The 26,121-nt window shown below is 68.0% G+C and carries 23 protein-coding genes and 1 tRNA gene; 18 read left to right on the forward strand and 6 right to left on the reverse strand.

What is annotated here, in order from left to right:
* The first annotated feature begins 33 nt into the window (after positions 1-33).
* The 6 genes from ribD (at position 34) to AC5WJ1_RS12840 (ending at position 5,598) form a co-directional block, all read left to right on the forward strand.
* On the forward strand, positions 34-1,149 hold the full coding sequence (gene ribD / locus AC5WJ1_RS12815; RefSeq protein WP_133092430.1) for a bifunctional diaminohydroxyphosphoribosylaminopyrimidine deaminase/5-amino-6-(5-phosphoribosylamino)uracil reductase RibD: 1,116 nt from the start codon (positions 34-36) through the stop codon (positions 1,147-1,149).
* A 71-nt stretch (positions 1,150-1,220) separates the two neighbouring features.
* Positions 1,221-1,841, forward strand: coding sequence for a riboflavin synthase (locus tag AC5WJ1_RS12820; protein ID WP_135705704.1), 621 nt, complete (start codon positions 1,221-1,223; stop codon positions 1,839-1,841).
* A gap of 222 nt (positions 1,842-2,063) precedes the next feature.
* Complete coding sequence (gene ribBA, locus AC5WJ1_RS12825) at positions 2,064-3,173, forward strand: bifunctional 3,4-dihydroxy-2-butanone-4-phosphate synthase/GTP cyclohydrolase II (protein ID WP_133092432.1); 1,110 nt, start codon at positions 2,064-2,066, stop codon at positions 3,171-3,173.
* A gap of 98 nt (positions 3,174-3,271) precedes the next feature.
* Entirely contained in the window at positions 3,272-3,769 is a 498-nt protein-coding gene (gene ribH, locus AC5WJ1_RS12830; protein ID WP_029045447.1) for a 6,7-dimethyl-8-ribityllumazine synthase, read from the forward strand.
* Entirely contained in the window at positions 3,762-4,289 is a 528-nt protein-coding gene (gene nusB, locus AC5WJ1_RS12835; RefSeq protein ID WP_133092509.1) for a transcription antitermination factor NusB, read from the forward strand. Before ribH ends, nusB begins: the two co-directional genes overlap by 8 nt.
* A gap of 124 nt (positions 4,290-4,413) precedes the next feature.
* Positions 4,414-5,598, forward strand: coding sequence for a pyridoxal phosphate-dependent aminotransferase (locus tag AC5WJ1_RS12840; RefSeq protein ID WP_195427291.1), 1,185 nt, complete (start codon positions 4,414-4,416; stop codon positions 5,596-5,598).
* 85 nt (positions 5,599-5,683) lie between these two features.
* Here AC5WJ1_RS12840 and AC5WJ1_RS12845 read toward each other — a convergent pair whose 3' ends face one another.
* Positions 5,684-6,754 carry a lytic transglycosylase domain-containing protein gene (locus AC5WJ1_RS12845; protein ID WP_195427290.1) on the reverse strand — a complete coding sequence of 357 codons (1,071 nt, stop codon included), beginning with the start codon at positions 6,752-6,754 and terminating at the stop codon, positions 5,684-5,686.
* 671 nt (positions 6,755-7,425) lie between these two features.
* Here AC5WJ1_RS12845 and ubiD point away from each other — a divergent pair.
* Together ubiD and AC5WJ1_RS12855 are read left to right on the forward strand one after the other, a co-directional pair.
* Positions 7,426-8,955 carry a 4-hydroxy-3-polyprenylbenzoate decarboxylase gene (gene ubiD / locus AC5WJ1_RS12850; protein WP_135705708.1) on the forward strand — a complete coding sequence of 510 codons (1,530 nt, stop codon included), beginning with the start codon at positions 7,426-7,428 and terminating at the stop codon, positions 8,953-8,955.
* 121 nt (positions 8,956-9,076) lie between these two features.
* Entirely contained in the window at positions 9,077-11,101 is a 2,025-nt protein-coding gene (locus tag AC5WJ1_RS12855) for an acetoacetate--CoA ligase (RefSeq protein WP_195427289.1), read from the forward strand.
* A 13-nt stretch (positions 11,102-11,114) separates the two neighbouring features.
* Here the strand turns inward: AC5WJ1_RS12855 and AC5WJ1_RS12860 are convergent, their stop codons facing one another.
* On the reverse strand, positions 11,115-11,768 hold the full coding sequence (locus tag AC5WJ1_RS12860; RefSeq protein WP_133092437.1) for a glutathione S-transferase family protein: 654 nt from the start codon (positions 11,766-11,768) through the stop codon (positions 11,115-11,117).
* Between the two features lie 260 nt (positions 11,769-12,028).
* On the opposite strand from AC5WJ1_RS12860, the gene AC5WJ1_RS12865 reads away from it, so the two are divergent.
* Together AC5WJ1_RS12865 and AC5WJ1_RS12870 are read left to right on the forward strand one after the other, a co-directional pair.
* Entirely contained in the window at positions 12,029-13,243 is a 1,215-nt protein-coding gene (locus AC5WJ1_RS12865) for a polyhydroxyalkanoate depolymerase (RefSeq protein WP_135705711.1), read from the forward strand.
* Between the two features lie 80 nt (positions 13,244-13,323).
* On the forward strand, positions 13,324-14,226 hold the full coding sequence (locus tag AC5WJ1_RS12870; protein ID WP_195427288.1) for an aldose epimerase family protein: 903 nt from the start codon (positions 13,324-13,326) through the stop codon (positions 14,224-14,226).
* A gap of 30 nt (positions 14,227-14,256) precedes the next feature.
* On the opposite strand, the gene AC5WJ1_RS12875 is transcribed toward AC5WJ1_RS12870, so the two are convergent.
* Positions 14,257-14,634: a DUF5594 family protein gene (locus tag AC5WJ1_RS12875; protein WP_133092440.1), complete on the reverse strand. Its 378-nt coding sequence runs from the start codon at positions 14,632-14,634 to the stop codon at positions 14,257-14,259.
* 195 nt (positions 14,635-14,829) lie between these two features.
* On the opposite strand from AC5WJ1_RS12875, the gene AC5WJ1_RS12880 reads away from it, so the two are divergent.
* Both AC5WJ1_RS12880 and trmB read left to right on the forward strand, forming a co-directional pair.
* Positions 14,830-14,904: transfer RNA gene (locus AC5WJ1_RS12880), tRNA-Gly, on the forward strand.
* Positions 14,905-14,979: 75 nt separating this feature from the next.
* Positions 14,980-15,768 carry a tRNA (guanosine(46)-N7)-methyltransferase TrmB gene (gene trmB, locus AC5WJ1_RS12885; RefSeq protein WP_135705715.1) on the forward strand — a complete coding sequence of 263 codons (789 nt, stop codon included), beginning with the start codon at positions 14,980-14,982 and terminating at the stop codon, positions 15,766-15,768.
* Positions 15,769-15,870: 102 nt separating this feature from the next.
* Here the strand turns inward: trmB and AC5WJ1_RS12890 are convergent, their stop codons facing one another.
* The 3 genes from AC5WJ1_RS12890 to AC5WJ1_RS12900 all read right to left on the reverse strand — a co-directional run bounded on the left by AC5WJ1_RS12890 (position 15,871) and on the right by AC5WJ1_RS12900 (position 17,759).
* Positions 15,871-16,752 (reverse strand): undecaprenyl-diphosphate phosphatase, encoded by an 882-nt coding sequence (locus AC5WJ1_RS12890; protein ID WP_135706301.1) that lies wholly within the window; start codon positions 16,750-16,752, stop codon positions 15,871-15,873.
* A gap of 89 nt (positions 16,753-16,841) precedes the next feature.
* Positions 16,842-17,402, reverse strand: coding sequence for a DUF1439 domain-containing protein (locus AC5WJ1_RS12895; protein WP_133092442.1), 561 nt, complete (start codon positions 17,400-17,402; stop codon positions 16,842-16,844).
* 51 nt (positions 17,403-17,453) lie between these two features.
* Positions 17,454-17,759 (reverse strand): YkgJ family cysteine cluster protein, encoded by a 306-nt coding sequence (locus AC5WJ1_RS12900; RefSeq protein WP_135705716.1) that lies wholly within the window; start codon positions 17,757-17,759, stop codon positions 17,454-17,456.
* A gap of 285 nt (positions 17,760-18,044) precedes the next feature.
* On the opposite strand from AC5WJ1_RS12900, the gene AC5WJ1_RS12905 reads away from it, so the two are divergent.
* From AC5WJ1_RS12905 to AC5WJ1_RS12930, 6 genes are all read left to right on the forward strand, one after another.
* On the forward strand, positions 18,045-18,896 hold the full coding sequence (locus AC5WJ1_RS12905) for a TetR/AcrR family transcriptional regulator (protein WP_240745895.1): 852 nt from the start codon (positions 18,045-18,047) through the stop codon (positions 18,894-18,896).
* Positions 18,893-20,014: an efflux RND transporter periplasmic adaptor subunit gene (locus AC5WJ1_RS12910; protein WP_195427287.1), complete on the forward strand. Its 1,122-nt coding sequence runs from the start codon at positions 18,893-18,895 to the stop codon at positions 20,012-20,014. The genes AC5WJ1_RS12905 and AC5WJ1_RS12910 overlap by 4 nt, the downstream gene beginning before the upstream one ends.
* A gap of 36 nt (positions 20,015-20,050) precedes the next feature.
* Positions 20,051-23,296 carry an efflux RND transporter permease subunit gene (locus tag AC5WJ1_RS12915; RefSeq protein WP_195427286.1) on the forward strand — a complete coding sequence of 1,082 codons (3,246 nt, stop codon included), beginning with the start codon at positions 20,051-20,053 and terminating at the stop codon, positions 23,294-23,296.
* A gap of 114 nt (positions 23,297-23,410) precedes the next feature.
* Complete coding sequence (locus AC5WJ1_RS12920; RefSeq protein ID WP_135705722.1) at positions 23,411-24,064, forward strand: protein-L-isoaspartate O-methyltransferase family protein; 654 nt, start codon at positions 23,411-23,413, stop codon at positions 24,062-24,064.
* A gap of 13 nt (positions 24,065-24,077) precedes the next feature.
* Positions 24,078-24,401, forward strand: coding sequence for a rhodanese-like domain-containing protein (locus AC5WJ1_RS12925; RefSeq protein WP_063240539.1), 324 nt, complete (start codon positions 24,078-24,080; stop codon positions 24,399-24,401).
* Positions 24,402-24,515: 114 nt separating this feature from the next.
* A complete protein-coding gene (locus tag AC5WJ1_RS12930) occupies positions 24,516-26,021 on the forward strand; it encodes a TolC family outer membrane protein (protein WP_133092448.1) in 1,506 nt (501 codons plus the stop codon).
* The last annotated feature ends 100 nt before the right edge of the window (positions 26,022-26,121 follow it).

Raw genomic sequence — 26,121 nt, forward strand, 5'->3', positions numbered from 1 at the left:
TCCACAGCAAACCGGCCACGAGCTACAGGCGCCATGTTTTCCGATACCGACCACGCCGCCATGCAACAGGCCCTCGCGCTCGCCGCGCGGGGCATGTTCACCACCACGCCCAATCCGCGCGTCGGCTGCGTGCTGGTCAAGGACGGCCAGGTCATCGGCCAGGGTTACACCCAGCCGGCCGGACAGGACCATGCCGAAATCCAGGCGATAAAAGACGCGCTGTCGCGCGGGCTGGATCCGGACGGCGCCACCGCCTACGTCACGCTCGAGCCGTGCAGCCACTTCGGCCGCACGCCGCCATGCGCCGATGCGCTGGTGCGCGCCGGCGTGGCGCGGGTGGTAGCGGCAATGGAAGACCCCAACCCCTCGGTCTCCGGACGCGGCCTGCAGCGCCTGCGCGATGCCGGCATCGACGTCCGCTGCGGCCTGCTGGAAAAGGAAGCGCGCGATCTCAACATCGGTTTCGTGTCGCGCATGACGCGCGGGCTGCCGTGGGTGCGGGTCAAGGTGGCGGCGTCGATGGACGGCGGCACCGCGCTGCATGACGGCACCAGCCAGTGGATCACCGGCCAGGCGGCGCGCGACGACGGCCATGCCTGGCGCGCGCGCGCCTGCGCGATCCTGACCGGCATCGGCACGGTCCGCGACGACGACCCGGCGCTGACCGTGCGCGCGCTCGCCACCCCACGCCAGCCGCAGCGGGTTTTGGTCGACTCGCGGCTGGAAGTGCCGCTCGACGCAAAGATCCTGGCGCCGGACGCCGGCGAGTTCGCCAAGCCGGTGCTGGTGTTCTGCGCGGTGGAAGACCGCGAACGCCAGCGGGCGCTGGAAGCGCGCGGCGCCGAAGTGGTGGTCCTGCCCAACCCGCACGGAAAGGTCGAGCTGCCCCGGATGCTGCAGGAGCTGGGCCGGCGCGGCATCAACGAATTGCACGTCGAAGCGGGCTTCAAGCTCAATGGCTCGCTGGTGCGCGAACACTGCGCCGACGAGCTGCTGATCTACCTGGCGCCCAAGCTGCTTGGCGACGCGCAGGGCATGTTCAACCTGCCGCCGCTGGCGCGGCTGCAGGATGCCGCGCAGTTCCGCTGGCATGAAATCCGGCAGATCGGCGACGACCTGCGGCTGATCGCGCGCCGCAACGACGCCTGATCGCATGATCGCCTAATCGCCTAATCGCCTAATCGCCCAATCCCAGATTGACCAAGACAGAAGACACCACCATGTTCACAGGCATTGTCGCGGCCGTCGGCCGCATCGAAACCGTAACCCCGCTGGGTGCCGCCGATGCCGGCGTGCGCCTGCATGTCGCCGCCGGCGGCCTGGACCTGTCCGATGTGATCGTCGGCGACAGCATCGCGATCCAGGGCGCCTGCATGACGGTGATCGCCATGGGCGAGGACAGCTTCGACGTCGAGGTCTCGCGCGAGTCGCTCGACAAGACCGTCGGCCTGGAGAGCGCCGGCCGCGTCAACCTGGAGAAGGCGCTGCGGCTGGCCGATCGCCTCGGCGGCCACCTGGTCTCCGGGCACGTCGACGGACTGGGCGAAGTGGTGCATTTCGCGCCCGTCGGCGAATCGCATGAACTGCGCATCCGCGCGCCGCGCGAGCTGGCCCGCTACCTGGCCTACAAGGGCTCGGTGGTGGTCAATGGCGTCTCGCTGACGGTCAACCGCGTCAGCGACGAAGCCGACGGCTGCGTGTTCTCGATCAACCTGATCCCGCACACGGTCGAGGTGACCACGCTGCAGGAGCTCAAGCCCGGCGCCCGCGTGAACCTGGAAATCGACCTGATCGCGCGCTACGTGGAGCGGATGCTGTCGGCCACTGACACCGGCAAGTAGGCCCGTGCCGCCGCCGCACTTTCCCGCGGCGCGGCCGCCCGCGCCGCCTGCCTTGGCGTACAATACCCGGCTTGACTGGGCATCCTGCCGGGCGTATATGCCCTGGCGGGCCAGGCCCGACGCCCCGCCTCAGTCCGGCCGCCTCCCGACGCGGCCACCGTTCCCGTCCGCCTTATTCGCGGCATTTCGCTCGTTTCGCCTCAATTTGCCGTCCTGCACGCCATGACAATCGCCCGTACCGAAGACATCATTGCCGACATCCGTGCCGGCCGCATGGTCATCCTTGTTGACGAGGAAGACCGCGAGAATGAAGGCGACCTGGTGCTGGCTGCCGACTTCGTCACTCCCGAGGCGATCAACTTCATGGCCAAGCACGGCCGCGGCCTGATCTGCCTGACGCTGACCGCCGAGCGCTGCCGCCAGCTGGACCTGCACCCGATGGTCACCCGCAACGGCACCCAGCACGGCACCAACTTCACGGTGTCGATCGAGGCCGCCGAAGGCGTGACCACCGGCATCTCGGCCGCCGACCGTGCCCGCACCGTGCAGGCCGCGGTGGCCCGCGACGCCAGGCCGGCCGACCTGGTCCAGCCCGGCCATATCTTCCCGCTGACGGCCCAGCCCGGCGGCGTGCTGATCCGCGCCGGCCATACCGAGGCCGGTTGCGACCTGGGCGCCCTGGCCGGCCTGACGCCCGCCGCCGTGATCTGCGAGATCATGAAGGACGACGGCACCATGGCGCGCCTGCCCGACCTGATCGAATTCGCCCGGGAACACGACCTGAAGATCGGCACCATTGCCGACCTGATCCACTACCGCAGCCGCACCGAGAGCATCATCGAGCGCGTCGGCGAACGCGACATGCAGACGCCGTACGGCACCTTCCGCAGCATCGCCTACCGCGACAAGCCGACCGGCCAGGCACACCTGGCACTGGTGCGCGGCGCGCCGACGCCGGACAAGGAAACGCTGGTGCGCGTGCACGAGCCCTTCTCCGTGCTGGACTTGCTGGAAGTGAAGTCGACCACGCATTCGTGGAGCATCCCGGCGGCGATGCAGGCCATCGACCAGGCCGACAGCGGCGTGATCGTGCTGCTGAACTGCGGCGACACCGTCGAGCAGCTGTTCACGCAGTTCACCGCACTCGACGCACCGCAGACCCGCCCCCGCCGCAAGCCGGACCTGCGCACCTACGGCATGGGCGCGCAGATCCTGAAGGATGTCGGCGTCGGCAAGATGCGCGTGCTGGCTGCCCGGCAGCGCATGCCCAGCATGACCGGCTTCGACCTGGAAGTGACCGGCTACCAGCCCATGAACGGCCAGGCCGACTGAGCCTTCCCGGACTAAGCTTCCCCTGAGCCTCCCCCAATACACCCCGGCCGCGGCGCCAAGCCGCCGCGGCCGCCCCGAAAAACTGGAGAACTTGAACAATGGATCACGGCTTCTACCCCAGCAACCTCGACGGTGAAGGCCTGCGTATCGGCATCGTGCAGGCGCGCTTCAACGAGCCGGTCTGCGCCGAGCTGCTCGAAGCCTGCGTGGCCGAGCTGGAAAAGCTCGGCGTCGAAGGCGAGGACACCCTGGTGGTGACCGTCCCCGGCGCGCTGGAAGTGCCGCTGGCACTGCAGAAGATGGCCGAGAGCGGCCAGTTCGACGCGCTGGTCGCGCTCGGCGCCGTGGTGCGCGGCGAGACCTACCACTTCGAGCTGGTCTCGAACGAATCCGGCGCCGGCATCACCCGCGTCGGCCTGGATTTCAACGTGCCGGTCGCCAACGGCATCCTGACCGTCGACACTGACGAGCAGGCCCATGCCCGCACCCGCGAAAAGGGCCGCGACTGCGCCCGCGCCGCGGTGGAGATGGCCAACCTGGTCGATGCGCTGGACTCGCTGCGCGGCCAGGAAGACGATGAGGACGATGATGAGTAATACGTCCAACGCCCCCGAGAACGCGGGCGGCAATGACGCCGGCAAGCCCGCCGGCAACAAGCCCGCGGCCCGCACCGAAGCCAAGGCACCGCCCAAGAGCGCGCGCCGCCGCTCGCGCGAGCTGGCGCTGCAGGGCCTGTACCAATGGCTGCTGAACCGCAACGACATCGGCGCGATCCAGGCCCACCTGCATGACGCCCAGGGCTTCAACAAGGCCGACCGCGAGCACTTCGACGCGCTGCTCAACGGCACCGTGCGTGAAGAGGCCCGCCTGACCGCCGCGTTCGAGCCGTTCCTGGACCGCACCGTGGACGAGCTGTCGCCGGTGGAGCGCGCCGCGCTGCTGGTCGGCAGCTACGAGCTGGTGCACTGCCTCGACATCCCATACAAGGTCGTGATCAACGAAGCGGTTGAGCTGACCAAGACCTTTGGCGGCGTCGAAGGCTACAAGTACGTCAACGGCGTGCTGGACAAGCTCGCCGCCCAGGTGCGCGCGGCCGAGGTCGCGGCGCGCCGTTGAGCGGTCATCCGGCTGGCGCTTGCGCCGGCACCAGGACCTGACGAAACACCCGCCGCGGCGGGTGTTTTCGTTTATACGTATTCTTTTTGCTGAACGGGCTCCGCCCGCCTCTCTCCCCATCGCCATGGACATGCAACGTCTTGCCACCGCCGCCCGCGTCGCCAACATCAATGCCTTCCACGTCATGGAACTGGCCAAGCAGGCCGCCGAACTCGAGCGCGCCGGCCGCCATATCGTGCACATGGGCATCGGCGAGCCGGACTTCACCGCCGCCGAGCCGGTGGTGCGCGCGGCCGAGGCGGCGATGCGCCGCGGCGTCACGCAATACACCGGTGCGCTTGGCATCCATCCGCTGCGCGAGGCCATCGCCGGCTACTACAAGACGGCCTACGGCCTGGACATCCCGGCACGCCGCGTGATCGTCACGGCGGGCGCTTCCGGCGCGCTGCTGCTGGCGTGCGCGGTGCTGGTCGAGATTGGCGCCGAAGTGCTGATGCCCGATCCCAGCTACCCGTGCAACCGCCACTTCGTCGCCGCCTTCGACGGCGCGGCGCGCATGATCCCGAGCGGCCCGGCGGAGCGCTTCCAGCTCACCGCAGCACAGGTCGAGGCCAACTGGCGCGAGCAGACCTGCGGCGTGCTGCTGGCCACGCCATCCAACCCGACCGGCACCTCGATCCTGCCCGACGAGCTCGGCCGCATCCTGCAGGCGGTGCGTGCCCGCAACGGCTTCGCCATCGTCGACGAGATCTACCAGGGCCTGTCGTACGACGCCGCGCCGGTCTCGGCGCTGAGCCTGGACGACAACGTGGTCACTGTGAACAGCTTCTCCAAGTACTTCAACATGACCGGCTGGCGGCTGGGCTGGCTGGTGGTGCCGGATGCGCTGGTCGAGGCCTTCGAAAAGGTCGCCCAGAACCTCTTTATCTGCGCCTCCGCAGTGGCGCAATATGCGGCGCTCGCCTGCTTCACCCCCGAGGCGCTGGCAATCTACGACGAACGCAAGGCCGAGTTCCGCCGCCGCCGCGACCTGGTCGTGCCGGCGCTGGAGGCGCTGGGCCTGCGCGTGCCGGTGCGCCCGGACGGCGCCTTCTACGTCTATGCCGACTGCCGCGGCGTCAACCACCCGGCGGCCGGCGATGCCGACCGGCTGACGCAGGCGATGCTGCACGATGCGGGCGTGGTGATGGTGCCGGGGCAGGATTTCGGGCCGCATACCGCAAGCGACTACATCCGCATCTCGTATGCGACCTCGCGCGAGAACATCGAAGAGGCAATGGCACGGCTGGCGAAGCTGTTCCGCGGCTGAGCCGACAGCACAGCGCAGCGGCCCCGGAAACAGAAAAAGCACCCCGCGGGGTGCTTTTTCTGTTAGGAGAGCCGGCGCAAAAGCCTCAGGCGTTGTTCGAGCCGTTGCTGGCTTCCAGCTTCTCGGTCGGCGCGGCATGCTCGGCTGGTGCCTTGCCGCTTCCACCCGCCTTGCCGTTGTCAGCCGGCGCCGCGCGCACGCCAATCAGCTGGCGCAGGCGGGCACGCTCGGCCAGCACCTTGGCGCCGTAGCCGCCATCGGTCGCCGTGGTGGCGCCGACGTAGTACTTCAGGCCGCCTTCGATCGAGCCGGCGCGGGCGATGCAGTCCTTCAGCACCAGCGCACCGATCTTGATATTGGCGTACGGGTTCAGCGCCGCGGCGACGCCGCCCACGGCCTCGTACTTGTCCTGGTGGACCTTGGTCATGACCTGCATCAGGCCCTGCGCGCCCACGCCGCTCTCGGCGTACGGGTTGAAGCTGGACTCGATCGCGATCACGCCCAGGATCAGCAGCGGGTCGATGCCGACCTCGCGGCCGGTCAGGTAGGCTGCCTTGACCAGTTGCGCGGTGGCCTGCGCCGCCACGCGGTACTTGCGGGCGATGTAGTCGGCCACGGCCGCCTGCTCGCGCGCGGTGCCGAGCGTGGCGGTATTGCGGGCGTCCGCCGCCACGCGCGTGACCGGGATCCGCTCGGCCAGGTGCGCGACCGACGGCACCTTGGCGTTCGCCGCCAGGCCCCATTCGTCCACGCCCGAAACCGTCGGCAGGCCGCCCTTGCCGCGTGCCAGACGGGCGGCAGCGGCGTCGGCCGACAGGGCCGGCACGGCTGCGCTGGCCACGGCCGGCGCCACTTCCGCCGTCGGCATGGCGGCGGCGACCAGCACCGCCGGTGCCTCATCGCCAGCCAGCAGCGCCGCCAGCGTGGTGCGCCATTCCTGGCTCAGCCACAGCGACACGGCCGAGACGACCGCAACCACGCCAAGGCTGTTCAGCGCGTACTTCAGCGTTGTGCGGCCACCGCGCAAGGCGCGGCCCGCGACCGGATGCGCGAGACGGACCTGCAATGCCCGACTCACTCCGGGTACCGGCTGTCGGAGGCGAACCTGCAAGGCGCGTCCGATGCCGGGAAGATGAAGGGTTTTCCAACCGCTCATGCTTACCTCCATCCGTTGCCCGCTTCGCATGCCAGACTGCGGCATACGCCCGATCTCAACGTACTCAAGTAAGGATGCCGCGCCGTCTAGCAGTGACAGCCAAGCATCTGTTGGCAGGCGCTCCCCATGCGCCCAACTGGAAACAGGGTCGACTCTGGGGGAGCCCACCCTGCCACGACTTATCTCGACAACCGTAAAACGCTCCGGCTCCCTGCCGGAGGCAACCGCCTCGGCCCGCTATTGCATCGGGCCGGTAACCTCGGTCTGTTCGATCTGACTGGAGCGAATCGTGCGATCCCCCCGCACTTTTTCTATGTGCACCCCTTGACACAAGGGTGAAATTTATGTTGCAACGCAACACTCCATCAGCAAGACCGGATTGTAGGAACGGTGTTATACCTCGTCAAGCATAAGAATAACGATTCACACTACTTTTGGTTATTTGTAACAAGCCTTATCTTGTCGCGCCCGCATCACTCTTGGACCCGCAAACATAGTCCTGGCCTAGCCTCGCAGACCTTGACGCCACGGCTGCGACGACAAAAAACTTACAATTTCCCCCACCCCGATTTGCTGATTTTTTTGCCGGGGCGCCGGTGTATGTGTATCGTCACCGACTTGGATGCCGCCTTGCGCCGGCCGCACACGGCCCGCGCCAAACCGAATTCACTATGCAATACAAAGACTTGCGCGACTTTATCGGCCAACTCGAGCAGATGGGCGAACTTCGCCGCATCTCCCGCCCGGTCTCGCCCAACCTGGAAATGACCGAGGTCTGCGACCGGCTGCTGCGTGCCGGCGGCCCCGCCGTGCTGTTCGAACGGCCCGCCGGCGCGGCGGCCGGTGACGGTATCTATAGCGTCCCGGTACTGGCCAATCTGTTCGGTACGACACACAGGGTCGCACTCGGCATGGGTGCCGAATCGATGGAAGACCTGCGCGACATCGGCCGCGTGCTGTCAGCCCTGAAGGAACCCGAGCCGCCGCGCGGACTGCGCGAAGCGGGCAAGCTGTTTACACTCGCCAAATCTGTGTGGGATATGGCACCAAAGCGCGTCAGCAGCCCGGCCTGCCAGGAGGTGGTCTGGGAAGGCAATGACGTCGACCTGGCGCGCCTGCCGATCCAGACCTGCTGGCCCGGCGACGCCGCGCCGCTGATCACCTGGGGCCTGGTCGTCACCAAGGGACCGCACAAGAAGCGCCAGAACCTGGGCATCTACCGCCAGCAGGTGATCGGCCGCAACCAGGTCATCATGCGCTGGCTGGCACACCGCGGCGGCGCGCTCGACTTCCGCGAGCATGCGTTGGCCAACCCCGGCAAGCCGTTCCCGATCGCGGTGGCGCTGGGCGCCGACCCCGCCACCATCCTGGGCGCGGTGACGCCGGTGCCCGATACGCTGTCCGAGTACCAGTTCGCCGGCCTGCTGCGCGGCAGCCGCACCGCGCTGGCCGGCTGCGTGACGCCGACCCTGTCCGAACTAAGCGTGCCGGCGTCGGCCGAGATCGTGCTGGAAGGCCATATCCAGCCGGACCCGAACCACCCGTCCGGCTACCAGCATGCGCTGGAAGGCCCGTTCGGCGACCACACCGGCTACTACAACGAGCAGGACTGGTTCCCGGTGTTCACCATCGACCGCATCACCATGCGGCGCGACCCGATCTACCACTCCACCTACACCGGCAAGCCGCCCGACGAGCCCGCCGTGCTGGGCGTGGCGCTGAACGAGGTGTTCGTGCCGCTGCTGCAAAAGCAGTTCCCGGAAATCACCGACTTCTACCTGCCGCCGGAAGGCTGCAGCTACCGCATGGCGCTGGTGCGCATGAAGAAGCAGTACGCCGGCCATGCCAAGCGCGTGATGTTCGGGGTATGGAGCTTCCTGCGCCAGTTCATGTATACGAAATTCATCGTCGTGGTCGACGACGATGTCGACGTGCGCGACTGGAAGGAAGTGATCTGGGCCATCACCACGCGCGTCGACCCCAGCCGCGACACGGTGCTGGTCGACAACACGCCGATCGACTACCTGGACTTCGCCTCCCCGGTGTCGGGCCTGGGTTCCAAGATGGGCATCGACGCCACCGACAAGTGGCCCGGCGAGACCACGCGCGAATGGGGTACGCCGATCTCCATGGAGGCGGCGGTCAAGGCCAGGGTCGACACCATGTGGGAAAGCCTGTTCGACCGGCCGGCGGGCACCTGACCGGCAACCGTCTCCATCCCCGGCTATCATGTCACGCTGATGCCCGGGTGCCGCCACAGGCGCCCGGGATCCCCATCACCCACCATCCGATACCCGCGACAGACGGGCCCAAGGAGGAGACATGAGCAGCACTGCCCCTTTGACCGAAGGGAACCTGATGTGGACGCCGTCCGGGGCGTTCCGCGACAGCAGCCAGATCGCCGCCTTCATGCGCTGGCTGCGCGCCGAGCGCGGTCTCGCCTTTGACGACTACGACAGCCTGTGGCAGTGGTCCGTCACCGAGCTGGAAGCCTTCTGGGACGCGGTGCGCGCCTACTTCGACGTCCATTTCGACACGCCCGCGGCGCAGGTGCTGGACCGGCGCACCATGCCGGGCGCGCGCTGGTTCGAGGGCGCCACGCTGAACTATGTGCAGCAGGTGTTCCGCCACGCAGGCACAGGCGCTGCCCGCGAGCGCACCGCCATCCGCTATGCCGGCGAAGCGCAGCCACTGACGGATATCAGCTGGGCTACCCTCGAAGCCCAGGTCGCCTCGCTGGCGCATTCGCTGCGCCAGATGGGCGTGCAGCGCGGCGACCGCATTGCCGGCTACCTGCCCAATATCCCCGCCACCATCGTCGCCTTCCTGGCCACCGCCAGCCTGGGCGCGGTCTGGTCCGGCTGCGCGCCCGACATGGGCCAGGTGGCGGTGATCGACCGCTTCCGCCAGATAGGGCCGAAGGTGCTGATCGCCGTCGACGGCTACCGCTATGGCGGCAAGCTCTACGAGCGCGGGCCGGTGCTGGCGGAACTGGTAGCCGCCCTGCCCTCGCTGACCGACCTGGTGCTGGTGCCGCAAGTCGGCGCGAGCGTACCCGCGCCGTCCGGCATACGCACCCATGCGTGGCCGGACGTGCTCGCGCACGACGTGCCGCTGACTATCGAGCCGGTGCCCTTCGACCATCCGCTGTGGATCGTCTACTCCTCCGGCACCACCGGCATGCCCAAGCCGATCGTGCATGGCCACGGCGGCATCGTCATCGAGCAGCTCAAGCTGATGGCGTTCCACAACAACCTCGGCCCGGACGACGTCTTTCACTGGTACAGCAGCAGCGGCTGGATCATGTGGAACGCGCAGGTCGCCGGCCTGCTGCTCGGCACCACCATCGCACTCTATGACGGCAACCCGGCCTGGCCCGACGCCGGCGTGCTGTGGCGCTTTGTCGACGATGCCGGCGTGACCATGTTCGGGGCCGGCGCGGCGTTCTTCACCAGCTGCATGAAGGCGGGCATCGAGCCGGCGCGCATCGCCGACCTGTCGCGGCTGCACGGCCTGGGCTCGACCGGCTCGCCGCTGCCGGTCGAGGCCTACGACTGGATCTACCGCCACGTGCGCGAAGACATCTGGCTGGTGCCGATGTCGGGCGGCACCGACTTTGCCGGCTCGTTCGTGGCGGGCTGCCCGCTGCTGCCGGTCTATTCGGGCGAGATGCAGTGCCGCTGCCTGGGCGCCAAGGTGCAGGCGTTCGACGACAACGGGCAGGCGCTGACTGACCAGGTCGGCGAGCTGGTCTGCACCGAGCCGATGCCGTCGATGCCGCTGTTCCTGTGGGGCGATGCCGACGGCAAGCGCTACCGCGACAGCTATTTCGACACCTATCCCGGCGCCTGGCGGCATGGCGACTGGATCAGGATCACGCCGCGCGGCGGCGCGGTGATCTACGGGCGTTCGGACGCCACCATCAACCGCCACGGCATCCGCATGGGCACCAGCGAGCTGTACCGCGTGGTGGAAGACCTGCCGGAAGTGCTCGACAGCATGGTGGTCGACCTGGAATACCTGGGCCGCGAGTCCTACATGCCGCTGTTCGTGGTACTGCGCGAAGGGCTGATGCTCGACGACGCACTGCGCGACACCCTGCGCGCGCGCATCCGCGAGGCACTTTCGTCGCGCCACGTGCCCAACGAGATCGTGCAGGTGCCGGGCGTGCCGCGCACGCTGTCGGGCAAGAAGATGGAAGTGCCGATCAAGAAGCTGCTGCTCGGCCACGCGCCGGCCAGCATCGCCAACCGCGATGCCATGGCCAACCCGGATACGCTCGACTGGTACTTCGACTACGCCGCGCGTTTCCTGCAGGCGCGGCAAGCCGAGTCCGCCACGGCGTAGGCAGCGGCGGCGGCTAGAACTCGACGTCCAGCTCGCTGATCTCGTCGGGTTCCGCGCGCGCCGCCGCAATCCACTCCTGCAGCTCCGGCATCGCCAGGATCTGCTTGCAGTAGGAAACCGGCTCCGGGTCGAGCATCACGCCGTAGGTCACAAAGCGCGTCACCACCGGCGCGTACATGGCATCGGCCATGGTGCGCGAGCCAAACAGGTAAGGCCCGCCATAGCGCGTCAGGCACTCGGTCCAGATGGCCGTGATGCGGTCGATGTCCGCCTGCGCGCGCGACCACACCTTCATCCCCGGGAAATTCCCCTTCAGGTTCATCGGCAGCGCCGAGCGCATCGCCGCAAACCCGGAGTGCATCTCGCCGCAGATGGCGCGGCAGTGCGCGCGCGCGGCGCGGTCCTCGGGCAGCAGGCCGGCCTTGGGACGGATCTCGTTCAGGTATTCGGCGATGGCGAGCGTGTCCCAGACCGTCACACCCTGGTGGCGCAGGCAGGGCACCAGGATCGACGGCGACAGCAGCAGGATTTCGGCGCGGGCGGCGGCATCGTCCGGCGGGACCAGCACTTCCTCGAACTCCAGGCCGGCAAAGCGGGCCAGCAGCCAGCCGCGCAGCGACCACGACGAATAGGTCTTGCTGCTGATAGTGAGTGTGGTCTTGCTCATCACGCCTCCTTAGCGGCGCACTTGGACGGTGCACTGGTGCGGCACCGTTCGTACCGTTCGTACCATTGGGCACCAGTCTGATGCCTGCGCCCCCGGCAACCATCATGAAACGATGCTTGGCCGCTGCGGCGGGCGCAGCTTGCACAACTTTGCGCAGGCATCGCTGCCTTGCGCGTGGCACCGCGCAAAGCGCATGCCAAGCGCGCGCAAATGGCATATATATTGCGGGTTGGGGACACCAGAACCACGGGGGCCCAGTCATGCTGTATTACGCGTACCAGACCTACGCGGACATCATACTGCCGGCATGCACGCTGGCGGAACTGGCCGCGGCAACGCTGGCCGCCCAACCCAGGACGAGCGGCTTCGATACCGTACGCACGCTGCGCGCCGCCTGCGAGATCATCGCGCTCGGGCGCCTGACCCACCATCGCCCGGCCTTCGGCATCGACAGCGCGATGGTCGCCGGCCGGCCGGTGCCGGTCACCGAGGAAGTGGTGCTGCGCACGCCGTTCTGCTCCCTGCTGCACTTCCGCCGCCAGGGCATCGGCGGCCAGCCGCGCGTGCTGCTGGTGGCGCCGATGTCCGGCCACTTTGCCACCTTGTTGCGCGGCACCGCGCAGACCATGCTGGCCGACCACGACGTCTATATCACCGACTGGCACAATCCGCGCGATATCCCGCTGGTGGCCGGGCGCTTCGGCTTCGATGAATTCGTGCAGCACCTGATCCACTTCCTGCAGGCGCTCGGCGGCGGCACGCACGTCGTGGCGGTGTGCCAGCCTACCGTGGCCGCACTGGCGGCGGCGGCCATCATGGCCGAGGACGGCGATCCCGCCCAGCCGCCCAGCCTGACGCTGATGGCCGGCCCGATCGACGCGCGCGTCAACCCGACCAAGGTCAACGAACTGGCCATCAGCCAGCCGCTCGACTGGTTCGAGCGCACGCTGATCGGCATGGTGCCGCTACGCTTCGCCGGCGGCATGCGGCGCGTCTACCCTGGCCATGTGCAGCTGCTGGCGTTCATGAGCATGAACCTGGAGCGTCATGAGCAGGCGTTGCGCGACCTCTACGCCTATCGCGAGCGCGGCGAGCACGACAAGGCCGACGCCATCCGCGACTTCTATGTCGAATACTTCGCCACCATGGACCTGACGGCGGAGTTCTACCTGGAGACCGTCAGCCTGGTATTCCAGCGCTTCCTGCTGGCGCAGGGGCTGCTCGACGTCGCCGGACGCCGCGTGTGCACGCGCGCCATCCGCCGCACCGCGCTGCTCACGGTCGAGGGCGAGCGCGACGACATCTGCGCCATCGGCCAGACCATGGCGGCGCAGGACCTCTGCCCGAGCCTGCGGCCTTACATGCGGATGCATCACGTGCAAACCGGGGTCGGCCACTATGGCGTGTTCAACGGCAAGCGCTGGGAAACGCAGGTGTACCCGCTGGTGCGCAATACCATCTACACGAGTGGCTGAGCCTTGCCCCTGCTCACGGCCTGGCATCGCGCTGGCTTATCATGGCGGCTGCTCGCGCCGCCACGGCGCCCAGGAACACCATGCCATTGCTCCAGACACAAGACTTCCAGGGCCAGACGCTGGTCCGGGTCGGCGATGCCGACAACTTCCTGCTGCTCGCCCCGCAATACGGCGGGCGCCTGGTGCGCTGGGTGCACCGCGGCGAGGACATTCTCTACTGGCCCGACAACGCCGACTGGAGCCGCCCGGCCAAGGTGCGCGGGGGCAATCCGCTGCTGTTCCCGTTTATCGGCCGGCACTTCGTGGACGGCGTCGCCGGGCAGTGGCGCGACCGGCAAGGCACCGTGCACGCGCTGGCGCAGCATGGCTTTGCGCGCGACCTGCCATTCGAAGCCGGCGCCACCGATGCAGCCGGGTCGATCACCATGACGCTGCGCGACAGCGCGCAGACGCGGCAAGGCTACCCCTATGCCTTCGTGTTCGACGCGGTGTACGCGCTGCTGCCCGACGGGCTGGAGGTGACGCTGCGCACCACCAACACCGGGGACCAGCCGCTGCCCTGCTATCCCGGCCACCACTTCTACTTTGCGCTGCCGCATGCGCAGCGTGCCGCGTCGAAGCTGGCCTTGCCGCCCGCCGATCGCGTGCGCCAGTTGCCCGACGGCGCGCCGGGCCCGGCCGACGCGGGCGAGCCGGCCTACCGGCTCGACGACCCGCGCCTGCAGGACACCTACCACGTCTTCCGCGGCGCTGCCGGCGCCATGCTGTCGATGCCGGCGCGCACCATCGCCTTCGAACTCGAGGTTGCTGGCAGCGTGCGCTGGCACGCCGTTACGACGTGGTCCGAAAGCGAACAGTCTGACTTTTATTGCGTGGAACCGTGGGCGGGATTGCCCGATGCGATCCACCACGGCCAGGGGCTGCGCTGGCTGGCACCGGGCCAGTCTGAAAGCGCCGTGTGCCGCCTGCGCGTGACTGGCTGAGCCGTAACGCCGTAACGCCCGGGCGGCAGCTCAGCGCTCGAAATCCAGCCCGCCGATCAGGATGGCCGGATCCGTCTGCGACAGCGAGCCAAAATCGATGCCGCGCGGCTCCTGCCATGCGCGCAGCTTGCCCGGCAGCGCCGCCAGGTAGCCGGCAAAGCGCGCCTCGCCTCCGGCGCCAAACAGCCGCTGCACCTCCAGCCCATCCCACGCCAGCGTGACGTCGAGCGGATGCGCATGGCGCCGCAATTCAGCCGGCCCGTCGCCCGTCATGCGCAGACGCGGCGGGCGGTTCGGGGCCTCGGCGGGCAAGGCATGCAGCTGCACGCGCCGGTGCTGCTTGCCGATGGCATCGACGATGCGGGGCAGGCATTCCGCTTCAAAGCGGCCGTAAAAGTCCGTGGTCAAGGTGGGGGCGTCCTGACGTTGCGAGTGGTAGTCATCGAAGGCCGTATGGCGGCAGGCCAGCGTGCCAGCCACTATACGCCGCCGCGGGCGCCACGCACCGCCCAAAGCGGGAGTGGCACAAAAGACACCTTGATTCCAGCCCGGCATGCCGCCGACTTGCGCTCCCTTGCTGATCCCGCATAGAATCACGGCTCCGCGGGCGTCGTATAATGGCCATTACCTTAGCTTCCCAAGCTAAAGACGTGGGTTCGATTCCCATCGCCCGCTCCACCTCAAGTCGAGACAAGCCGCCATTGCCACCGTTAACACTGTTACGGTGATCTGCCCGGCGGCTTTTTTGTTGCCATGCTTCCCCAAGATCCCAGCACCGGACCGACGCCGGCCGATGACGCCACGCCGGTGGACAACGCCCAGCAGCCGTCCGCCCCTTCCCCTGCCGACCCCGAAGGCGTTGCGCATCCGCGCCGCATCCGCTCGTTCGTGCGCCGTGCCGGGCGGACGTCGACCGGTCAGCAGCGCGCCATCGACGAGGTCGGGCCGCGCATGCTGGTGCCGTACGCGCCGCAGCCGCTGGACTGGGAAGCCACGTTCGGCCGCAAGGCGCCGTCGATCCTGGAGATCGGCTTCGGCATGGGCGAGACCACCGCGCATATCGCCGGGTTGCGCCCGCAGGACAATTTCCTGGGCTGCGAGGTGCATGAGCCCGGCGTGGGCGCCCTGCTCAAGCTGATCGACGAGCGCGAGCTGGAGAACATCCGCATCCTGCAGCACGACGCGGTCGAGGTCATCGCCCATATGCTGACCGACGACAGCCTGGACGGCGTGCATATCTATTTCCCGGACCCGTGGCACAAGAAGCGCCACAACAAGCGCCGGCTGGTGCAGCCGCCGCTGGTGAAGCTGCTGGCGGCGCGGCTGAAGCCCGGTGGCTATATCCACTGCGCGACCGACTGGGAAGAGTACGCGCACCAGATGGTCGAGGTGCTGGCGGGTGAACCGCTGCTGGAGAACACCTCCAGCGCGGCGGATGGCTTTTCCGAGCGGCCGGACTACCGTCCGGTGACCAAGTTCGAGCGCCGCGGCGTGCGGCTCGGGCACGGGGTGTGGGACGTGGTGTTCCGCAAGCGGGCCTAAGCGGGCCTAAGCGGGCCTGAGCGGGCCTGAGCGCAGCCGCAAGGCACAAACAAAAAGCGTGGCAAGTGCCACGCTTTTTTGTTGTCCGGATGTTCGCCCCGCTTACGCGTGCCAGGACACCAGGCCGGAGTAGGCGGTGAACAGCACCACGATGCCGAACGCAATGCGATACCACGCAAACGGCTTGAAATCGTGCGTGGCGACAAAACGCAGCAGCCAGCGCACGCACAGGAACGCAGACAGGAAGGCGAAGACAAAGCCGACCGCGAAGACGCCGAGGTCGTCCGCGTCCAGCAGCGCACGCGCCTTGTACAGCTCATAGACCGTCGCGCCAAAGATCACCGGGATCGCGAGGAAGAACGAAAACTCCGTCGCCACCTGCCGCGACAGCCCGAACAGCATGCCACCGATGATGGTGGCACCCGAGCGCGAGGTGCCCGGCACCAGCGCGAAGCACTGCGCCAGGCCCACCTTGAGGGCATCGCCCCAGTTCAGGTCGTCGACCGATTCGATGCGCGGCGCGCCCGCCTTGGCCGCCTCCAGCAGCGCATTGCCCTGCGGATGCGAGACCGTGCCGCGGCGCGCGTCGCGCCATTCGGCCAGCAGGATCACCACGCCGCCGACGATAAAGGCCAGCGCCACCGAGATCGGGTTGAACAGGTGGGCCTTGATCCATTTGCCGAAGATAAAGGCCAGGATGATCGCCGGCGCGGTCGCGATCACCACGTTGATGGCAAAGCGCTGCGCCTTCGGCTCCGAGCCCAGCCCGCGCACCACGCTGCCGATGCGGGCACGGAATTCCCAGCAGACTGCCAGGATGGCGCCGAACTGGATCACGATCTCGAAGATCTTGCCCTTTTCGTCGTTGAAGTCGAGCAATTGGCCCGCCAGGATCAGGTGGCCGGTACTCGAGATGGGAAGGAACTCGGTCAGTCCTTCGACAATGCCGAGGATCACGGCTTTCAGGGCAAGTGCGATTTCCATGCGGAACGGAGAAACGTTGTCATCGGCGTTGCCCGGCATGCGCCGGACCGCCTGGTTTGTTGTTCGAGCGCCCGGCTACCCGAGGGCGATCAGGGGCGGTTGACCTTGACGTTGATGCCGTCAGGCAAAACGGTGATTGTACCGGGCTCGACCTGCGTGCCGGCAACGCGCAGCTGGTCTTCCCGGAACGTATAGAGCGGATAGTCCTGCAGCAGCTGCTCGGCCAGGATGCCACCCAGCGCATTGAGCTGGCGCGAGAACTGCGCCGGCATGCCCTGCACGTCGAAACGCCGCACTTCAGGGTCCTGCAGTACCACCGAGCGCGTCGGCGCGTCATAGCGCAGCCCGCTGTCCAGCGCGAAGCGCCCCGTCAGCGCCTGGCGGAAGAACAGCTTGTTGTCGATGACGGCGTCGAATTGCACGTTGACGCGGTTGCGCACCGGGTCCAGCGTCAGTTGCGGATTGGTGAGCTGGATGTCGAACAGCTCCATATAGCGCTTGTTAAACGGGAACTTGCGCTCCAGCGCGGCCTGCAGCTGGCTTTGCGAGAACGTGTACTCGTTGCGGAACGCGCCGCAGGCGGCGAGGCCGGCGGCCAGCGCGGTGGCGCCAGCGACGGCCAGCCAGCGCCGTCGGGAAGTCCGGATCATGTTGCCTCCGAGTTCAGGAGTTGGGCGGGCGTGCCGGCACTATGGCAGGCGTCACCCGCGCGAGCCGGGCCGTGCAGGCGTGGCCTGTGGCGCGGTCAGGATTTCGAGTCGGGTCAGCCAGCGCAGCGCGGCTTCGCGCGAGTCGCCGCACATTTCCGCCGCGGGCTTCAGGCCGGCGCAGAACGCCGGCCGGTCAGGGCGGCCGAACACCGCGCAGCGCATGTCGGGCAGCAACTGCGCGCACGGCACGCCCGCTGGCTTGCCCTCGGGCATGCCCGGCAGGGCCGAGGCAATCGACGGGGCAATGCAACAGGCGCCGCAGCCAGCGCGGCAGGAAAGGTGTGACCGGCAACTCATCGCAATGGTTCAGGGAGGCCGCGGCAGGGCATGGCAAGCCAGGCGGCTGACATCAAGGCGCCATTGTGCCCGAAGCGCCGCCATCCTCCTGTAAGAAAAGGAAAACGCCATGTGCGCGATCGAACCGGCTGGCCCCGTAAGGGCCGCCATGCGCGCCCCCGGCATCACATGTCTCGGATTCGCCTCGGTGCGTACCCTAGGCCCGCCCCGGCCGCGCTTGACCCTCACATGGCGCTACTCTACATTACTGACCCACAAGTTATTAACATCCCACCCCGCCCCACCGTGCCCCGCAGTCCTCGCAAGACACCCGTGAAAACACCCGTCGAACCGCACAAGGATGCCGATGCGCCGCGCTGGAGCCGGCGCAAGGCCGCGCGCCCGCAGGAGCTGGTCGCGGCGGCGCTCGACCTGTTCGTGGAGCGCGGCTACGCGGCCACGCGCCTGGAAGACGTGGCGGCGGCCGCCGGGGTGTCCAAGGGCACGGTCTACCTGTACTTCGCCAACAAGGAAGAACTGTTCAAGTCCGTGGTGCGTGAGAACCTGGTCCCGGCCCTGTCGCGCGGTACCGAGCTGGTCGACCGCTACGAGGGCAGCACCCCGGAACTGCTGCGCGAGCTGCTGCGCGGCTGGTGGGGCCTGATCGGCGCCACGCGGGTGGCCGGGATCACGAAGCTGATCATGGCCGAGTCGGCCAACTTCCCCGACATCGCCCGCTTCTATAACAAAGAGGTGATGATGCCGGGCGACGAGCTGTTCGCCAGGGTGCTGGCGCGCGGCGTGGCGCGCGGCGAGTTCCGCCCGGTGCCGGCCAACCCCACCACCACGCTGATCTGCGCCCCGCTGGTGTTCCTGATGCTGTGGCAGCGCGCGCTGCGCGCCACCTCTGAAAAGGACATCGACCCCGAGGTCTTCCTCGACCATCTGCTCGACACGCTGCTGTTCGGCTTGACCACCGGCGAGGCGCGCGAGCGCCCGCTGCCGCCGCAGCAAGGCCCCTACGTGTGGGAGCGCATCCGCGACGAGATGCTGGCGCAAAGCGGCGGGGATACGGACGGCGGTGCTGACGGTGCTGACGGCAGTGCGGACGGCGATGCCGCCAACGACCCGGGCACGCGCCCGCGAAAGCCGACATGAAACGAAAGACCCTGCTCATCGCTGTAGCCTGCGTCATCGTGGTGCTGAGCGCCGTGGCCGCCGTGCGCAAGGCCGGCAGCGCGCGCCAGCCGCAAGCGCCAGTACAAGCCGCCGCGAACGTGGTGGAGTTCCTGCAGGCCGACCTCTTCAACGTGGGCCGCCAGAACCTGCAGGTGTCGCTGCCGCTGTCGGGCAGCCTGCGCGCGCTGAACCAGGCATCGGTCAAGGCCAAGGTCTCGGGCGAGGTGCAGCAGGTGCTGGTGCGCGAAGGCGAGCCGGTGCGCGCCGGACAGGTGATCGCGCGCATCGACCCGACCGAGTACGAGGCCAGGGTGGCGCAGGCGCGCGGGCAGATGCTGGCCATGCAAGGGCAGTTCCAGAACTCGCGCCAGACCTGGGAGCGCAACCGCGAACTGGTCGGCAAGGGCTTTATCTCGAAGACCGCGTTCGACAAGTTCCAGTCCGACCTCGACGTGGCCCGCGCTAATCTCGATGCCGCCCAGGGCGGCCTGGCGGTGGCGCAGAAGGCGCTGGCCGACACCGTGGTCAAGGCCCCGCTCGACGGCATGGTCGCCGCGCGCGCGGTGCAGCCGGGCGAGAAGGTGTCGCCGGATACGCGCCTGGTCGATGTGGTCGACCTGCGCGTGCTGGAACTGGAGGCGCCGGTGCCGATGGCCGACGTGGCGCGCGCCAGCGCCGGCCAGGCGGTCGAACTCGACGTGGAAGGCGCCGGGCGCTTTACCGGCAAGCTAGTGCGGATCAACCCGGCCGTCATGCAGGGCACCCGCAGCATCATGGTCTACGTGCGCGTGGAGAATGCCAACGCGAAGCTGCGCGCCGGCATGTTCGCGCGCGGCGCGCTGGTGCTGGGGCAGCGGTCCGGCGTGGTGGCGGTGCCGGCCTCGGCCCTGCGCATGGAAGGCGAGCGTGCCTTCGTCTATGCCATCGACAAGGACGTGCTGGCCGAGCGCCCGGTGCAGCTGGGCGTGCGCGACGAAGGCAGCGGGATGGTGGAGATCGTCTCCGGTCTCGACGCCGGCACCGAGATCGTGCGCACCAACCTCGGCACGCTGCGCAGCGGCAGCCAGGTGCGGCGCGTGAATGACGTGAAAGCGTGAAGGCCTGACGCTTAGCCACGAACCGGAACGCGCCCCATGTGGTTCACTCGCCTGTCCATCCGCAACCCGGTGCTGGCCACCATGATGATGATGGCCTTCATCGTGGTCGGGCTGTTCTCCTACCAGCGCCTGCCGGTCGACCAGTTCCCCGATATCACCTTCCCGGTGGTGGTGGTACAGACCGAATACCCGGGCGCCGCGCCGGAATCGGTGGAATCCGACGTCACCCGCAAGGTCGAGGAGATCGTCAACACCATCTCCGGCATCGACGAGATCTTCTCGCACTCGTACCAGGGCACCTCGGTCGTCGTCATCAAGTTCGACCTCAGCGTCGATGTCGGCCAGGCCGCGCAGGACGTGCGCGACAAGATCGCGCTGATCCGGCCGCAGTTCCGCGACGAGGTCAAGGACCCGCGCGTGCTGCGCTACGACCCGTCCGACGCGCCGATCTTCTACCTGTCGGTGTCCAATGCCCCGGGCGCCAACCGCAGCCAGCGCGAGCTGACCACCATCGCAGACCAGATCGTGCGCAAGCGGCTGGAAACGGTGCGCGGCGTGGGTGCGATCAATCTCGTCGGCGGCACCAAGCGCGAGGTCGAGATCCGCATCCGTCCCGCGCAGCTGGAAGCGCTGGGTATCGGCGTCGACCAGGTAATGAACGCGATCCGCAACGAGAACCAGGAGCTGCCCGCGGGCGAGTTGCGGTCCTCGTCCACCGAGACCGTGGTGCAGATCAAGGGCCGCGTGCCCACGCCCGACGCCTTCCGCAAGATCATCGTGGCGCGCCGCGCCGGCCAGCCGGTCACGCTGGGCGAGATCGCCGACGTGCGCGACGGGCAGGAAGAACAGGAAAGCCTGGCGCTGCTCGATGGCAAGCGCGCCCTCTTCCTGTCGGTGGTGAAGGCGCAGGGCCAGAACACCGTCGATACCGTCGACGGCCTGGTGCGCATGACCGATGAGGTGCGCAAGCTGGTGCCTGCCGACGTGCAGCTCAACGTGGTCAACGACACCGCGCGCGGCATCCGCAGCAGCGTGAAGGAGGTGCGCTCCACGCTGCTGGAAGGCGCGTTCCTGACGGTGGCGATCGTGTTCCTGTTCCTCGGCTCTTGGCGCAGCACGGTCATCACCGGCCTGACGCTGCCGATCGCGCTGATCGGCACTTTCGGCGTGATGTACATGTGCGGCTTCACGCTCAATGTGATCACGCTGATGGCGCTGTCGCTGTGCGTGGGCCTGCTGATCGACGATGCCATCGTGGTGCGCGAGAACATCGTGCGCCACAACCTGATGGGCAAGGACCACCGCAGCGCGGCGCTGGACGGCACCAACGAGATCGGGCTGGCGGTGCTGGCCACCACCTTCTCGATCGTGGCGGTGTTCCTGCCGGTGGGCTTCATGGGCGGGATCATCGGGCGCTTCTTCCACCAGTTCGGCATTACGGTGGTGGCTGCCGTGCTGATCTCGATGTTCGTCTCGTTCACGCTGGACCCGATGCTGTCGTCGGTCTGGCACGATCCCGACCTGCACGGCACCGGCAACAAGAAGAGCTGGTACGGACGCACCATCGGCCGGATGCTGGACTGGTTCTCGGCGCGCATGGACCGGCTTGGCGACGGCTATGCCGCGATGCTGGGCTGGGCGCTGAAGCACCGGATGGCGACCGCGATCATCGCGGCGGTGACGTTCTTCGGCAGCTTTGCGCTGGTGCCGCTGATCGGCACGGAATTCGTGCCCAACGCGGACCTGGGCGAGACGCAGGTCGGGTTCACCACGCCGGTGGGCACGTCAATCGAAATCACCGAGGCCAAGGTGCGGCAGGTGGAAACCGCGCTGAAATCCTTCCCGGAAGTCGCCTACACCTACGCCACCATCAACTCGGGCAACGCCTCGGGCCGCAACAACGCGCTGGTCTCGGTGCGCCTGACCGAGCGGCGCGCACGCAAGCTCTCGACCGCGCAGCTCAACCCGCTGATCCGCGAGCGGCTGGCCGGCATCGCGGGCATCACGCTGACCATGGTCGGCATGCCCGACGGCGCGGGCGGCCAGAAGGCGATCCAGGTTTCGATCCAGGGCGACGACCTCAACGAACTGCGCCGGCTGTCGCAGGAAGCCGGCAAGCGCATGCGGGCGATCCCCGGCCTGGCCGACCTGGATTCGAGCATGAAGGACGACCGCCCCACCATCGAGGTCCGCATCCGCCGCGAACTGGCCTCGGACCTCGGCGTAGGCGTGGCGCAGATCGGCAACGCCCTGCGCCCGCTGCTGGCGGGCGATGCCATCAGCTCGTGGCGCGCCCCCGATGACGAGAACTACGACGTGCGCGTGCGCCTGCCCCGGGACGCCCGCACCGGCATGGCCGACCTGAGCGCGCTGATGATCGCCAGCAGCCAGGCCAACGCCGACGGCTCGCCGAGGATGGTGCCGCTGCGCCAGATCGCCGAGCTGGTGCCGACCACCGGCGCCAACCAGATCAGCCGGCGCGACCTGAACCGCGAGGTCGAGCTGACCGCCAACGTCGCCGGCCGCTCGGCCGGCGAGGTGGCGCGCGACGTCAAGGCCACGCTGGACGGCATGAACTGGCCGGCGGGCTACAAGTACCGTTTCGGCGGCTCGACCAAGTCGATGAACGAGTCCTTCGGCTACGCCGTGTCGGCGCTGGCGCTGGCGGTGATCTTCATCTACATGATCCTGGCGTCGCAGTTCGCCAGCTTCTTCCAGCCGATCGCGATCATGACCTCGCTGCCGCTCACGCTGGTCGGCGTGTTCGCGGCACTGCTGCTGTTCCGCTCGACGCTGAATATGTTCTCGATCATCGGCTTCATCATGCTGATGGGGCTGGTGACCAAGAATGCGATCTTGCTGGTGGACTTTGCCAACCAGGCGCGGCAGGGTCACGTCGATGGACCTGACGGCAGCGAGGGCCGCCAGCCGTTGTCGCGCGAGGCCGCGCTGGTGGAAGCGGCGCGCGTGCGCCTGCGCCCGATCCTGATGACCACGCTGGCGATGATCTTCGGCATGGTGCCGCTGGCCTTCAGCCTGGGCGAAGGCGCCGAGCAGCGCGCGCCGATGGGCCAGACGGTGATCGGCGGGATCATTACCTCGTCGATCCTGACGCTGGTGGTGGTGCCTGTGATCTATACGTATCTTGATGATTTCGGGGCGTGGTTGCGCCGGCTGTGGCAACGCAAGGCGGCCGCGCCGTCACCAAGCCACGCCGCGGCCGCGCCCGCCCGTCCGGCCACGCAGGAATTGCCGGGGCCCACGGAGGCCAGCGCGGAATGAACCCGACGGCGCCCGCAAGGTTAAAATAGCGGGTTAGACAAGACTGTCCGGCCGTGGGCACCGCGCGGCCGGCGCACAGAACGACAGCGGTTGGCCTTGGTAAGGAATGGCAAGATGGATCTCGAAAAAGCCCGATTCAACATGATCGAACAGCAAATCCGCCCGTGGGACGTGCTGGACCAGGAAATCCTGGACCTGCTGGCGGTGGTCAAGCGGGAGCAGTTCGTCCCGGCCGCGTACGCCTCGCTGGCGTTCGTCGACATGGAGATCCCGCTGCCCGCCGGGCAGAATATGCTGCCGCCGCGGGTCGAAGCCCGCATCCTGCAGGACCTGGCCGTGCGCAAGCATGAAAACGTGCTGGAAATCGGCGCCGGCTCCGGCTACATGGCCGCCCTGCTGGCCAACCGCGCACGCCACGTGCTGACCGTGGACATCGTGCCCGAGCTGGTCGAGCTGGCCCGCACCAACCTGGCCAACGCCGGCATCACCAATGTCGACGTCGCCGAAGGCAATGCCGCCGACGGCTGGGCCGCCGCGGCGCCGTACGATGTGATCTGCATCTCCGGCTCGCTGCCGGCGCTGCCGCAGTCGATCCTGTCGCAGGTCAAGGTGGGCGGCCGCATCGCCGCCATCGTGGGCGAACTGCCGGTGATGGAAGCGCGCCTGATCACGCGCGTGTCCGAAACCGAGTACCAGGTCGTCAACCTGTTCGAGACCGCGGTCAAGCCCCTGCAGGGCGCGGCCCGTCCGTCGCAGTTCCAGTTCTGAGGACAGTCCAATCATGCAGGTGATCAAGCCGACCGAACTGGCCCAGTGGCTGGCCGATGCCAGCCGCGCCAGGCCGGTCCTGCTGGATGTGCGCGAAGGCTGGGAGGTGCAGACCTGCGCCATGCCCGGCATCACCCATATCCCGATGCGCGACATCCCGGCGCGCGCCGCCGAACTGGATGAGGACGCAGACATCGTCTGCATCTGCCACCACGGCATGCGCAGCATGCAGGTGGCGGCGTTCCTGGAGCGCCAGGGCTACGCCAGGGTCTACAACCTGACCGGCGGCGTCGACGCCTGGGCCAGCGAAGTGGACCCGGCCATGCCGAAGTACTGAAGCGAGGCACGGCCTGGCCGCGCGGGCCGGCCGCTTTCGTTCGCGCCGCAAGCAGCATTCCGAAGAAGAAACAACCACAGGCCGCGGCCCCGCGCCCGGCAAACTGGAGCTGTCATGAAGTTTGCGCCCAACGCCCTGCCCGGAGCGATCCGGACACGCCTGGCGATCGCGGCTACCCTGCTCGCCCCGCTGCTTGCCATGCTGCCCGCGGCACCGGCAGGCGCGGCCGACCTGCTGCAGGTCTATCGCGATGCGCAATCCAATGACGCCCAGTTCGCCAGCGCCCGCTCGCAACTGCTCGCCACGCGCGAGCGGCTGCCGCAAGGCCGCGCCGGACTGCTGCCGCAGGTCGTCGGCACCGCCGGCGCCAACCGCACCAAGCTCGACCAGACTGCCTCGCTGCCGATCGGCGGCTCGCCCAGCGCCTCGGGCACGCGTTTCTTCAACAACAACAACTGGCAGTTGCAGCTGAGCCAGCCGCTGTTCCGCTGGGACCGCTGGGAAACCTACAAGCAGGGCGAACTGGCCGCGCTGGCCGGTGAAGTCACCTTCCACCAGGCCGAGCTCGACCTGATCACGCGCAGCGCGCAGGCCTACTTCGACGTGCTCGCCGCGCAGGACAACCTGTACCTGGCGCGCGCGCAGAAAAAGGCCATCGGCGAGCAGCTGGAACAGGCCAAGCGCAACTTCGAGGTCGGCACCGCCACCATCGTCGACGCCAACGACGCGCAGGCGCGCTTCGACCTGGCCACCTCGACCGAGATCGCCTCGCAAAACGACCTGGAAATCCGGCGCGCCACCTTGCAGCAGATCACCGGCAAGCCGGTCGACGAACTGATGGGCCTGCGCTCCGAGGCGTTGATTCCCGGACCGCAACCGCCGGACGTGAACGCCTGGGCAGCGCAGGCCGAAACCAGCAACCCGCAGGTCAACCTGGCCGGCTACAACCTGGAAACCGCGCAGCGCGAGACCAACAAGGCCAAGGCCGGGCACCTGCCCTCGGTCGACCTGGTGGCGTCGTACGGCTTCAACAACCAGACCGGCAGCGCCACGCAGGTCATCTCGACCCACTACAACGCGTCGCAGATCGGCGTGCAGCTGACCATGCCGATCTTCTCCGGCGGCCAGATCCAGTCGCGCGTGCGCGAGACCATCGCGCTGGCGGACAAGGCCGCGAGCGACCTCGAATTCGCGCGCCGCACGGCGGCGCAGACGGCGCGGCAGACCTACTCCGGCGTCTCCAACGGGCTGGCGCAGGTCAAGGCGCTGGAGGCTGCGGAGCGTTCGGCGCAGAGCGCGGTGGAATCGAACCAGCTCGGCTATGAGGTCGGCGTGCGCATCAATATCGATGTGCTGAACGCCGAGGCGCAGCTGTTCTCCACGCGGCGCGACCTGGCCAAGGCGCGCTATGACACCATCATGAACGGCTTGCGGCTGAAGGCGTCGACCGGCGTGCTGCAGGAAGAGGATGTGGTGCAGATCAATACGCTGCTGACTTCGGTGCCGGGGTCGATGTACAAGCTGCCGGTGCCGGGGCAGGCTGGCGGCAAGGCGGCGGCAAAGGCTGCCACCGCGGATCGCCGCGGTGTGCGGCGCGATGGCGGGACGCCGCGCTCCTGATCCCACTGACACGATGCAAACGGGCCGCAACTGCGGCCCTTTTTTCCTTGGTGATGCCGGAGATGCGCTGGTTTGCTCCCCTCTCCCGCACGCGGTAGAG

The sequence above is a fragment of the Cupriavidus sp. MEYA8 genome, assembly GCF_059278825.1.